We start from the raw sequence: 11,173 nt of genomic DNA, 5'->3' as shown, positions 1-11,173 counted from the left end.
CAGGGAACCCGGCTCCGCCGGGCACCGGGCTCCGCCCGGACCCGCGCCTCAAACGCCGGCGGGGCTGGATGGGACACCGGCGCCGCTGGCAGGAGCCGGGCCCGGTGCGGCATGGCCGGGGCTGGATGGGACACCGGCGCCGCTGGCAGGAGCCGGGCCCGGTGCGGCACGGCCGGGGCTGGATGGGGCGTCGGCGCCGCTGGAAGGAGCCGCCCTCGGTGCGGCATGGCCGGGGCTGAGTTCGGCCTCGGCGCCGCTGGGTCGGGCCCCGCCACGGCCGAGTCCGGCGTCGGCGCCGGTGAGCGGAGCGTGGCCCTCATGATGCCTCCGCTCTGTCCGCCGCCATGCCTGCCGCGTCCAGGAGGGCCGTGCCCACGATGAGGTCCGCGCCGCCGAATTCGGGGTCGTCCAGCTGCGTGCCGTCGTCCACCGCGAACAGGAGGCGTTCCTCGCCCTGGCGGTAGGCCGTGCCCACCGCCGGGCTCGCCGCGTGGACGGCCAGCAGGGCCACCAGGTACGGCAGTTCGGGGTCGCTGCGGCGGGCCTGCGCCAGGAGGCCCGACAGGCGGCGCGGGGCGTCGTGCGGGAGGGCCAGCAGCTCCGTCGCGGCGGCCAGCTGCTCCTCGCTGAACCGGCTGTCGTCCGGGGTGGCGATGAGGTCCGGCTCCGGCATCTCCGCGCCCAGGTGCTCGCGCTCCACGGGCGGGGTGAGCAGGATCTCCACCAGGTCGGCCACGCGTACCGAGACCGGCGTGCGCAGCCCCGTACCGGCGGCGAAGAAGGCGTCCGTGACCCGGCGGGCCTGTTCCACCGGCAGCGGCAGGACCGGCGCCACGAGCTGGCCGTAGAGGTCGATGCCGGAGCGCGGCGCCGGGGCGGCGAACGCCTGGCGGTCCTGCTCGGCCCGGAACAGCGGGCCCGCGTCCAGCAGCCGGGACTGGAGCTGGGTGTGGCGGCGGATGCAGTCCTTGACGATGTCGACCAGCTCGGCGGCGCGCCGCTTGTTCTCCGGGTCCTCCGCCTCGTCGCGCGCCTTGCGGATGTTGGTGAGGATCGCGTTCTCGTGCCGGTAGCGGTCGGCGACGTGCTCCAGGGCCTCGGCGATCATGTCGGGGACGGCCTGGAGCCAGTCCACCGCCCGGACGTTGCGCCGGGTGGCGTCGAGGGTGCGGCGCAGGGTCTCCGCGTACTGCACGGTCCGGTAGCGGGCCTGCTCGGCGGCCAGCTGGGCGTCGGCCAGCCTCCCGCGGCTGATCAGCACCTCCAGCTTGACCTCGGCGGCGATCTGCGCGCTGGTGACGTCGGTGTCGAGGGCGCCGACGAGGACGTTGACGGCCTCGTCGGTGGTGCGCAGGTAGACCACCCCGCCGTAGCCGGGGACCTCCTCGATCAGCTTGAAGTCGTAGTCGCGGCGCACGTAGACCCCGTCGGGGCCGAAGGTGCCGTAGATCGCGCGGAATCCGCGGTCCACGCTGCCGACGTTGACCAGGTTCTCCAGGACCCAGCGGGCCACCCGCTCGTGCTCGGCGGCCGGGCGGGAGGGGGCCTGGGCCGCGACGCGCGGCAGCAGCCTGGCCACTATCTGCTCGTGGTCGGCGCCGGTGTCGAAGTCCATGTTCAGCGTGACGAGGTCGATCGCGGCCAGCGCGACCTCCGCCATCGCGTAGACCCCGTACTCGCCCGCCAGATTGGCCTTGCGTACGTCGAGGTCGTGCAGCGGAGCGGTGCAGGCGAGGGCGCGCAGCCGCCGGGCCAGGCCCTCGTCGGCGGCCGGGCCCGGCGCCGGGGAGGGAAAGGTCTTGGCCGGGGCGGGGAGAGTCACGGACAAAGACTAGGCGCTGTCACGGACAACATCCCAAACGGCATGGTTCGGCCGGATCGTCCCGGCCGCCGCGGCGGCCCGCTGCTCTACGCTCGGCGCATGGATTCCATGATCGCATCCACTGCGGTGATCGACCTCAACGCCGATCTCGGCGAGGGATTCGGACGCTGGACACTCACGGACGACGAGGCGCTGCTGTCGGTCGTCACGAGCGCCAATGTCGCCTGCGGCTTCCACGCCGGGGACCCGTCCATCATGCGCCGGGTCTGCGAGCTGGCCGCCGCGCGGGGGGTGCGGATCGGCGCGCAGGTGTCCTACCGCGATCTGGCGGGCTTCGGGCGGCGCGCGATGGACGTGCCGCCGGACGAGCTCGCGGACGAGGTGGCCTACCAGATCGGCGCGCTGGAGGTGTTCGCGCGGGCGGCCGGCTCCCGGGTGTCGTACGTGAAACCGCACGGTGCGCTCTACAACCGGACCGTGCACGACGCCGCGCAGGCGGCCGCCGTGGTCGCGGGTGTCCGGCTCGCGGCCGGCTCCGGGGCCACCGGCGGGCTGCCCGTGCTGGGGCTGCCCGGCTCGCTGCTGCTGGCCGCCGCCGCGGAGGCGGGGCTCGCCCCCGTACCGGAGGCGTTCGCGGACCGCGCCTACACGCCCGCCGGGACGCTGGTGCCGCGCGGGGAGCCGGGCGCGGTGGTGCACGACCCGGACGCGGTCGTGGGGCGGGCGGTGGCCATGGCCGGCGCGGGCACGGTCACCGCGGCGGACGGGACCCCGGTGGCGGTGGCGGCGCGCTCGCTGTGCCTGCACGGGGACACCCCCGGCGCCGCCGGGCTCGCGCTGCGGGTCCGGGAGGCGCTGGGGGCCGCCGGGGTGCGGGTGGAGGCGTTCACGTGAGGACGCTGGTGGTGGGCGCGCGGGCGCTGCTGGTGGAGCTGGACACGGCGGAGGAGGTGGCCGCGCTCCACGCGGAACTGCTGCGCCGGCGGGCTTCCGGCGAGCTGGGGCCCGTAAGGGATCTGGTGCCGGCGGCGCGCACCGTGCTGCTGGACGGGGTACGGGACCCGGTCGCGCTCGGCGCGCGGATCGCGCGCTGGGAGGTGCCGCCGCTGGCCCGCGAGGAGGGGCCGCTGGTGAGCGTGCCGGTGCGCTTCGACGGGCCGGACCTGGCCGAGGTGGCACGGCTGTGGGGGGTGGGGCCGGAGGAGGTGGCGGGCTTCGTGACGGGGGCGGAGTTCCGGGTGGCGTTCTGCGGGTTCGCCCCGGGCTTCGGCTATCTGACGGGGCTGCCGGAGCGTTTCCGCGTACCGCGCCGGGATTCCCCGCGGACGGCGGTGCCGGCCGGCTCGCTGGCGCTGGCGGGCGCGTACGCGGGGGTGTACCCGCGCCCCTCCCCCGGCGGCTGGCAGCTGATCGGCTCCACGGACGTGGTGCTGTGGGATCCGGCGCGGGAGCCGGCGGCGCTGTTCGCGCCGGGGGTGCGGGTGCGGTTCGCGGAGGAGGACGGCGGGCGTGGCTGAGCTGCTGGTGGTGCGGGCGGGGGCGCTGACGACGGTCCAGGACCGGGGGCGGCCGGGCCACGCGCACCTGGGCGTCCCGCGCTCCGGCGCCCTGGACGCGGCGGCGTACGCGCTGGCCAATCGGCTGCTGGGCAATCCCCCGGACGCGGCGGCCCTGGAGACCACCCTGGACGGGGTCGGGCTGCGCGCCCTCGGCGCGGTGACCGTGGCGGTGACGGGGGCGCCCTGTTCCGTACGGGTCTCAGGGCGCCCGGCGGCCTGGGGCGCCCGGGTCGGGCTGCCGGCGGGGGCGGAGCTGGAGGTGGGCCCGGCGGAGTCGGGGCTGCGGAGCTATGTCGCGGTGCGGGGCGGCCTGGCCGTCCCGCCGGTGCTCGGCAGCCGCGCCACGGACCTGCTGTCGGGCCTCGGACCGCCGGTCCTGAGCGCGGGCGCGGTCCTCCCGGTGGGCCCGCCGGGCCCGGAGCCGTCCACCGCGGCGGATACGGCAGCCCTGCCCGGCCCGCCCGCGCAACTGGTGCTCCCGCTGCGCCTGGGCCCCCGGGCGGACTGGTTCACGCCCGCCTCGCTCGCCGCGCTCTGGAGGTCCCCCTTCCGGGTGTCCGACCGCTCCAACCGCATCGGCCTGCGCACGGAGTCCGGCCCCGCCCTGGTCCGCGCCCGCGCCGGGGAGCTGCCGAGCGAGGGCATGGTCCTGGGCGCGGTCCAGGTCCCCCCGGACGGCCTCCCGGTGCTCTTCCTGGCCGACCACCCGGTGACGGGCGGCTACCCGGTGGTCGGCGTCGTCCCCGAGGGCCCGGCCCTGGACGCGGCCGCCCAGTCCCGCCCCGGCACCCCGGTCCGCTTCACCCCCGCCCGCTGACCGCCGTACGGCGGCACGCCGCGCGCCCGGGTCCCCTCGTGGGGCCCGGGCGCGGGAGTGGGGTGGGGCGGCGGGGGGCTACACCGTCGGCTCCGGGGCGATGCGGCTGCGGACGGCGGACTGCACGTCCTCCTCCTCCGCCGGGTCCGTCGCGAGGCGGCGGAGGCGGGGGGCGACGCGGGCGTCGGCCGTTTCGGCGTGGCGGGCGGCGACCTCGCGGGTGGTCTCCTCGCAGTCCCAGAGGCATTCGACGGCGAAGCCCGCCGCGAAGGTCGGGTCCGTGCTGGCGAGGGCGCGGGCGGTACGGCCGCGCAGATGGGACGAGGACGTCTCGCGGTAGATGTGGCGCAGGACGGGCGCCGCGCAGCCGATGGCCAGCCGGCCGGCCCCGTCCACGAGGGCGAACAGGCGCGCGGTGTCGGGGCCGGAGCCGCGCACGGTGGAGCGCAGCGCGCCCAAGACCAGCCCGGCGTCCTCGGCTCCGCCCCGGGTGGCCAGGACGGCGGCGGCGGCCTCGCCGAGGGCGTCGGGGCGGTGGACCCAGCGCCGGGCCCGCTCGACGGCCTCGGGGCCGCACATGCGCTCGTACGCGGCGACGGCGGCCTCGTCGGCGGCGGCTTCGACGAGGTCCAGCACGGCCGGGTTCTCCGGCTCGGCGAGGACCAGGTGGTGCAGTGCGGTGGCGCGGGCGGCCTCGCCGTCGGCTCCGGCGGCGGCCGCGAGGATCGCGGCGCGGTCCTCGGGCTGGGCCACGGCGGCCAGGCAGCGGGCGGCGGGCACATGCAGCGGGGTGCCGCGGCGCAGGCCCTCGGCGGCCCAGTCGAAGACGGCCTGGACCCCCCAGCCGGGCCGGGGCCCGGTCGGGTTCAGCTGGCGCTGCCAGCGGTCGAAGGAGCCCTGCTGCCGGGCGGCGCGCAGACGCTCCGCGTACGGCGGCAGCTGCTCCCACAGGCACCACGGCCGGGGCTCGTAGGCGTCGCGGACCGCGGCGGCGAGCTCGGCCTCGCCCTCCGCGGTGGCGGGGAAGCGGGCCAGGACGGGGCCGGCGAGGGAGCGCAGCCCCTCGTCGTCGTCGCGCAGGGCGAGCTCGTCGAGGGCCCAGGCCCAGTTCGCCCCGGAGGCGGCGTAGCGGCGCAGCAGCATGAGCGCGTCGTCGCGGCCGTACGAGGCCAGGTGGCCCAGGACGGACAGGGCGAGGCCCGTGCGGTGGTCCGTGTCGTCGACGAGGTCGTCGGCGCTGAAGAGGTGGCTCTCGATCGCGGCCAGGGGGCCGTTGAGATCGAGGTAGAGCCGGGCGTAGTACAGCGAGCGGTTCTCGACCTGCCAGTCCTGGCGCGGGTCGCGGAGCACGCACTGATCGAGGGCCTGCAGGGCCTCCGGCCGGGGTGCCGCGAGCGCGTGCAGCGTGCCGTCGCCGCGGCCCCGCTGGAGGAGCCCGAGCAGGGTACCGCTCGGCGCTATGACTGGTTCGAACATGGGAATGGCCTCAAATCAAGCTGGGGACGCGACCGGGAATCGGGATTCACAGGGCCGTGTAACAGCATGTGAGGACGTCCGCCGTCTGGTTCCGCTCGATGTAGACCATTGCCTTCTCACTCTCGTCGGTGCTTCGTGACCAGGTGACCGGGCGGGGCCGGGACACCCTGCGTGTCCTGCCCCTCCTGCCCGGCCGCCGTGCTCGCGAATCGAATCCGACGCCATGATGACCCAGCCGGTTTGTGTGCCGCGACCACATTTACGGCCGCTGTGATCAACCTGTGAGGTCTCTGCCGGGCCGGGCCCGGCAAAAAAGCGGACTAGGCGGCTCCGAAGAGTTCCAGCAGGTCGGCCTTGGCGAACATGCGCGCCGTGTCCACGGCGGAGGGGGTTCCGGCGTGCGGGTCGGCGCCTCCGGCGAGCAGGGCGCGGATGACGGCCGTCTCGCCCTTGAAGACCGCGCCGGCGAGCGGGGTCTGGCCGCGGTCGTTGGCCCGGTCGGCCTCGGCGCCGCGGGCCAGGAGGGCCGTGACGGTGCCGGCGTGGCCGTGGTAGGCGGCGAGCATGACGAGGGTGTCGCCGCGGTCGTTGGTGAGGTTCGCGGGGACCCCGGCGTCGAGGTAGGCGGCGAGCTGCGCGCTCTCGCCCTGGCGGGCGAGGTCGAAGATCTTGGTGGCCAGTTCGATGACGTCCTCGTCGGGGGCGTCCGGGGTGCCCCCGGTGGGCTCGGTGTGCTCGCTCATCGCGCGTACCGCCTTTCACTCGCTGCTGGCATGAAGCTTCCCCGCGCCGTGCGGGCAGGGGTGCGCACGGCGCTGCGTCCGTACGGGTGAAGCGCCAGGGTAGCGCCCTGGCCTGCGGATGTCCGGGGCGGGCCGGGGCCGGGAGCCGTGGGCACAGGGGACCCGGGGCGCGCCACCCGGAGTGAGCCGGTCAAGTGAAAAACCCCAGGATTCACCCGTATGCACCTTTTTTCGCATTGATACTTCCTGTGAGCCTGGAACAACTGTTGGTGACTGTCCCCACCCACCAGGAGAAACCCTCATGGTCCTGTCCATCTCAGGCGTGGTCCTGCTCGGCATCATCTGCTTCCTCTTCTTCAAGAAGGACGGGATGAAGCTGATGCACGCGTCCGTCTGCGCGCTCTTCGGCTTCTTCCTCGCCGGCTCCGCCATCGCCCCGAGCATCACGGCGAGCACCGCGAGCCTGGCGAGCCTGCTCGGCGGGATCAAGCTTTAGGACCTGTCCGGCGGATCAGGGTCGGCCCCGGCCAAGATCCGCCGGACAGGCCCTGAGCCGGCCACAGCACAGCCACGCCAGCAGCACCCGGAACACCGCTCACCACCACAACTCCAGGAGACGCCCGTGGCCCGGCGCCCACTTCCCCGCATCCTCAGCAGCGGCACCGCGTCGCTGAACCGGGGCCGCGACCTCGCTCGCACGGCCGCCGACAACGCCACGGACGTCCTCCATCCGCTGCTCGTCATCGGACGCGGACTGCGCGTCCTGGCCGCGGCCGGGCGGCGCAGGTGGTCGGCCACCCCCAAGGACAAGCGCGGTCCCGCGCTGTTCCTGGCGGCCTCCTGCGTCCTCGTGGTCGCCCTCGTCCCCTACGGCCCGCTCCTCGCCATGATCACCCTCATGGCGGCGGCGGCCTGGCACGGCCGTGACCGCACCCCGGTGAAGACCGGCCCCAGCGAGAGCGAGGCCGAACGGCTCGGCTCCCTCTACGAGGCGCTCGTACCGTACTTCTCCATCGCGGAGGACCCGAGCCCGCTCTACGCCCACGGCGGCGAGTGGGACAAGGCGTTCAGCGACTACGCCTTCGACGACGCGGGCCGGATCACCCGGCTCCACATCCGCTACCCGGCCTACTTCACCGACGGTGAGGCCGCCTCCCGGGCCCGGATCGAGGCCCTGCTGCACGCCAAGTCCGGCCGCGGCCGCGAATACCACTTCACCTGGGACGAGGAGGGCAACCGGCTCGACCTCAGCGTGCTGGCCGCGCTGCCGACGGGCATCGCCGCGCAGCCCTTCGTCACCTCGCCGGGCGAGACCGTGCTCGGCTTCACCGACGCCGGCGCGGTGCAGCGCACCCTGCCCGTCCTGGACGGCGACGAGCCGCGCGACATGCCGCCCGTCATCTGGCGCACCGGCCCCCGCTCCACCGAACCCCACCTGCTCGCCGTCGGCCGGCCCGGCAGCGGCATCTCCACCCTGGTCCGCTCCCTGGCCCTCCAGGCCCTGCGGCACGGGGGCGACGTACTGATCGTCGACGGCGGCGGCAGCGGCGAGTACTCCTGCCTGACCGGCCGGGCCGGGGTGCTCGCCGTGGAGTGCGGGCCCGTCGGCGCGCTCGCCACCCTGGAATGGGCCGCGCAGGAGACCGAACGCCGGCTCATCGCCCTGCACCGGGCCCGCGAGGCGGGCCGCCCCGCGCCCGAGGACACCCGGCGCCCGCTGTGGATCCTGCTGGACCAGCCGAGCGTGCTCGCGCACCTCGCCGTCACCGAGGGCGGGCCCGATCCGCTGGCACAGCTCCAGGTGCCGCTGCGGCACGGGCGGGCCGCGCAGGTCACGGTGGCGGTCGCCGAGCGCTTCGAGCACCTGGAACTGCTGCCCGACGCCGTCTGGCAGCACACCCGCGCCCGGATCGTGCTCGGCCCGGCCGGTGTCCAGGAGGTGGCCGACGTCCTGGGCCTGCCGCCGCACACCACGCCGACGGCGCACGTCCCGCCCGGCCGCGGCTACGCCCGGCTCGGCACCGGCCCCGTGCACCGGCTCCAGGTACCCGCCACCCCGGACCCGTACGACGAGGCCGCGCACCCGGCGCACCGGCAGGCCGTACGGGAACTGCTGCCCGAGCGGCAGCCGGGCCCCGGCGGCCGGGACCCCCTCGCCAAGCCGCTCCCCGGGCAGCCGCCGGCCCAGGCCCCGGTTCCGGCCCTGGGCACCCCGGAGGCCGAACCCCGGTAGACCCCGCCGGAGGGGACGGCCTACGCCACGAAGGTGCGGGGCGGCTCCGCCCCGCTGCCGCCCGCGCCCGTGCTCACCAGCCGGGCGGCGGCCGCCAGCCGGACCGCGGCCTCCTCGGCCACCGGCCCGCCCACGGTGAACGGCAGCCGGACATAACCCTCGAAGGCCCCGTCCACGCCGAACCTCGGCCCCGAGGGGACCCGTACGCCGACCCGCTCCCCCACCTCCGCCAGCCGGGAGCCGGACAGCCCGCCGGCCCGCGCCCACAGGGTCAGCCCGCCGGCGGGGACCTCGAACTCCCAGTCCGGCAGCTCCCGGCGGACCGCCGCGACCAGCGCGTCCCGGTTCTCCCGGGCCTGCCGGCGGCGCAGCTCCACGGCCTCCTGCCAGCCGCCGGTGCGCATGAGCCAGTTCACCGCGAGCTGTTCCAGGACCGGGGTGCCGAGGTCGGCGTAGGCGCGGGCGGCCACCAGGCTGCGGATCACATCGGGCGCGGCCCGGACCCAGCCGATCCGCATCCCCGCCCAGAACGCCTTGCTGGCCGAGCCCACGGTGACCACGGTGCTGCCCGCCGGGTCGAAGGAGCAGACGGGGCGCGGCATCCGCAGGTCCGGTGCGAGCTGGAGCTCCACCATGGTCTCGTCGGCGACGAGGACCGTACCGGCCGAGCGGGCGGCCTCGACCATCGCCCGGCGCTGCTCCTCGGAGGCGAGGGCCCCGGTGGGGTTGTGGAAGTCGGCGACGACATAGGCGAGGCGGGGGGCCGAGTCCCGCAGCACCTGCCGCCAGACGTCCATGTCCCAGCCGCCGAGCCCGTCGGCCATGGCCACGGGCACCAGCCGGACCCCGGCGGCGCGCATCAGCTGGAGGATGTTGGCGTAGGAGGGGGACTCGACGGCGATGCGCTCCCCGCGCCCGGCGAACAGGCTGCAGATGGCGTCGATGGCGCCCATCGCGCCGGTGGTCACCATGATCTGCTCGGGCATGGTGGGGATGCCCTGCTCGGTGTAGCGGTCGGCGAGCATCCGGCGGAGCGCGGGCAGGCCCGCCGGGTAGTCGCCGTGCGTGTGGGCGTACGGGGGCAGCTCCTCCAGAGCGCCCTGTACGGCCTTGGTCAGCCAGGGCTCGGGGGCGGGCAGGGCCGCGCAGCCGAGGTCGATCATCGAGCCGAGGGATTCCGGCGGCAGCGGCTCCAGACCGCGGGCGGGCAGCGGGTTCCCGGCCGGGACGGAGGTCCAGCTCCCGGCGCCGCGGCGGGATTCCAGGAAGCCCTCGCCGCGCAGGGCCTCGTAGGCGGCGGCGACGGTGGTGCGGCTGACGGTCAGGGCCACGGCCAGCTCGCGCTCGGCGGGCAGCCGGGCGGCGACGGGGACGCGGCCTTCGAGGACGAGGAGCCGGATGCCGTCGGCGAGGCTGCGGTAGGCGGGGGCCCGGCGCGCGCCGGGGACGGCGGTGCGCTCCTGCTGCGAGGTGATCAGCCGTGCGAGCTGTGCGGCACCGACCGCTGAGGTCCATTCGGCCATGGCGTCCGGTCCACTTTCTCGGATTGGCCCGGCCGGGGACCGCCGGAGCCCTGGATTGGATTGCTGCCCGGGGCACAGCGTGCCACGAGTGGGTCCACCCGCACCAGGCAGGAGCGTCCCCGCCCGTCTCCTGTTCACCTCCGGTACCACCGGCCCCGCCCCGCAGGGTGGATACTGCGGCCGTGACGCACGTACGCCTTCGCCATCCGTATCTGGACCACCCGGCTCCGATCCCCTTCGCGCACCGCGGCGGTGCCGCCGACGGGCTGGAGAACACCGCCGCCGCCTTCCGCCGGGCCGCCGGGGCGGGCTACCGGTACTTCGAGACCGATGTGCACGCCACCCTGGACGGGAAACTGGTCGCCTTCCACGACTCCACCCTCGACCGGGTCACGGACCGGGGCGGGCGGATCGCCGAGCTGACCTGGAAGCAGGTCCGCGAGGCCCGCGTGGGCGGCAGCGAGCCCCTGCCGCTCTTCGAGGAGCTGCTGGAGGAGTTCCCGGACGCCCGCTGGAACATCGACGTCAAGGCCGAGTCCGCCCTGCACCCGCTGGTCAACCTGATCGCGCGGGCCGGGGTCTGGGACCGGGTGTGCGTGGGCTCCTTCTCCGAGAGCCGGGCGGCCCGCGCCCAGCGGCTGGCCGGCCCCCGGCTGGCGACCTCGTACGGCATGCGCGGGGTGGTCGGCCTGCGGCTGCGCTCCTACGCGATCCCGGCGGCGCTGCGCGTGGGGGCGGTGGCGGCGCAGGTGCCGGAGAGCCAGGCGGGCATCCGGGTGGTCGACCGGCGCTTCGTACGGACCGCGCACGAGCGGGGCCTCCAGGTCCACGTGTGGACCGTGAACGAACCGGAACGTATGGAGGCTCTCCTCGACCTGGGTGTGGATGGCATCATGACCGACCGGATCGACATCTTGCGCACGGTGCTGGACCGGCGCGGGGCCTGGGCCTGACTCGCCCTTCGGCCCCCGCGCGGGGTGCGGCGGCCGCGGCGGCACGG

Annotated in this window: 10 protein-coding genes; 6 read left to right on the top strand and 4 right to left on the bottom strand. The window is 75.8% G+C overall.

Annotation, left to right across the window (positions count from 1 at the left end):
* Positions 1–316: 316 nt before the first annotated feature.
* The gene (locus tag ABZ873_RS06615; protein ID WP_360866158.1) at positions 317–1,822 is read right to left on the bottom strand and encodes a hypothetical protein; all 1,506 of its coding nucleotides are present in this window, start codon (positions 1,820–1,822) and stop codon (positions 317–319) included.
* Between the two features lie 126 nt (positions 1,823–1,948).
* Here ABZ873_RS06615 and ABZ873_RS06610 point away from each other — a divergent pair, with 126 nt between their 5' ends.
* From ABZ873_RS06610 to ABZ873_RS06600, 3 genes are read left to right on the top strand one after another with little or no spacing between them, the layout of a single operon-like run.
* Positions 1,949–2,716, top strand: coding sequence for a 5-oxoprolinase subunit PxpA (locus tag ABZ873_RS06610; protein ID WP_360866180.1), 768 nt, complete (start codon positions 1,949–1,951; stop codon positions 2,714–2,716).
* The gene (locus ABZ873_RS06605) at positions 2,713–3,339 is read left to right on the top strand and encodes an allophanate hydrolase subunit 1 (protein WP_360866155.1); all 627 of its coding nucleotides are present in this window, start codon (positions 2,713–2,715) and stop codon (positions 3,337–3,339) included. The genes ABZ873_RS06610 and ABZ873_RS06605 overlap by 4 nt, the downstream gene beginning before the upstream one ends.
* Positions 3,332–4,198, top strand: a complete 867-nt coding sequence (locus ABZ873_RS06600) for a biotin-dependent carboxyltransferase family protein (protein ID WP_360866152.1) — start codon at positions 3,332–3,334, stop codon at positions 4,196–4,198. Before ABZ873_RS06605 ends, ABZ873_RS06600 begins: the two co-directional genes overlap by 8 nt.
* 78 nt (positions 4,199–4,276) lie before the next feature.
* On the opposite strand, the gene ABZ873_RS06595 is transcribed toward ABZ873_RS06600, so the two are convergent.
* Both ABZ873_RS06595 and ABZ873_RS06590 read right to left on the bottom strand, forming a co-directional pair.
* Entirely contained in the window at positions 4,277–5,674 is a 1,398-nt protein-coding gene (locus ABZ873_RS06595; RefSeq protein WP_360866149.1) for a HEAT repeat domain-containing protein, read from the bottom strand.
* A 320-nt stretch (positions 5,675–5,994) separates the two neighbouring features.
* Positions 5,995–6,417, bottom strand: coding sequence for an ankyrin repeat domain-containing protein (locus ABZ873_RS06590; protein ID WP_360866146.1), 423 nt, complete (start codon positions 6,415–6,417; stop codon positions 5,995–5,997).
* A gap of 301 nt (positions 6,418–6,718) precedes the next feature.
* Here ABZ873_RS06590 and ABZ873_RS06585 point away from each other — a divergent pair, with 301 nt between their 5' ends.
* Both ABZ873_RS06585 and ABZ873_RS06580 read left to right on the top strand, forming a co-directional pair.
* Positions 6,719–6,913, top strand: a complete 195-nt coding sequence (locus ABZ873_RS06585; RefSeq protein ID WP_360866143.1) for a hypothetical protein — start codon at positions 6,719–6,721, stop codon at positions 6,911–6,913.
* A 126-nt stretch (positions 6,914–7,039) separates the two neighbouring features.
* Positions 7,040–8,650, top strand: a complete 1,611-nt coding sequence (locus ABZ873_RS06580; RefSeq protein WP_360866140.1) for a hypothetical protein — start codon at positions 7,040–7,042, stop codon at positions 8,648–8,650.
* Positions 8,651–8,670: 20 nt separating this feature from the next.
* On the opposite strand, the gene ABZ873_RS06575 is transcribed toward ABZ873_RS06580, so the two are convergent.
* Positions 8,671–10,173 carry a PLP-dependent aminotransferase family protein gene (locus tag ABZ873_RS06575; RefSeq protein ID WP_360866137.1) on the bottom strand — a complete coding sequence of 501 codons (1,503 nt, stop codon included), beginning with the start codon at positions 10,171–10,173 and terminating at the stop codon, positions 8,671–8,673.
* Positions 10,174–10,355: 182 nt separating this feature from the next.
* Here ABZ873_RS06575 and ABZ873_RS06570 point away from each other — a divergent pair, with 182 nt between their 5' ends.
* A complete protein-coding gene (locus tag ABZ873_RS06570) occupies positions 10,356–11,126 on the top strand; it encodes a glycerophosphodiester phosphodiesterase family protein (RefSeq protein ID WP_360866134.1) in 771 nt (256 codons plus the stop codon).
* Positions 11,127–11,173 lie beyond the last annotated feature (47 nt).

The sequence above is a fragment of the Streptomyces sp. NPDC047014 genome (assembly GCF_040644195.1).
Taxonomy (GTDB): domain Bacteria; phylum Actinomycetota; class Actinomycetes; order Streptomycetales; family Streptomycetaceae; genus Streptomyces.
This window is presented reverse-complemented; position numbering and strand designations above follow the sequence as displayed.

What these genes read in the sequence shown, in the direction of transcription:
- ABZ873_RS06575 (WP_360866137.1), bottom strand. Translation starts at nt 10,173, where the DNA reads ATGGCCGAATGGACCTCAGCGGTCGGTGCCGCACAGCTCGCACGGCTG.
- ABZ873_RS06595 (WP_360866149.1), bottom strand. Translation starts at nt 5,674, where the DNA reads ATGTTCGAACCAGTCATAGCGCCGAGCGGTACCCTGCTCGGGCTCCTC.
- ABZ873_RS06590 (WP_360866146.1), bottom strand. Translation starts at nt 6,417, where the DNA reads ATGAGCGAGCACACCGAGCCCACCGGGGGCACCCCGGACGCCCCCGAC.
- ABZ873_RS06585 (WP_360866143.1), top strand. Translation starts at nt 6,719, where the DNA reads ATGGTCCTGTCCATCTCAGGCGTGGTCCTGCTCGGCATCATCTGCTTC.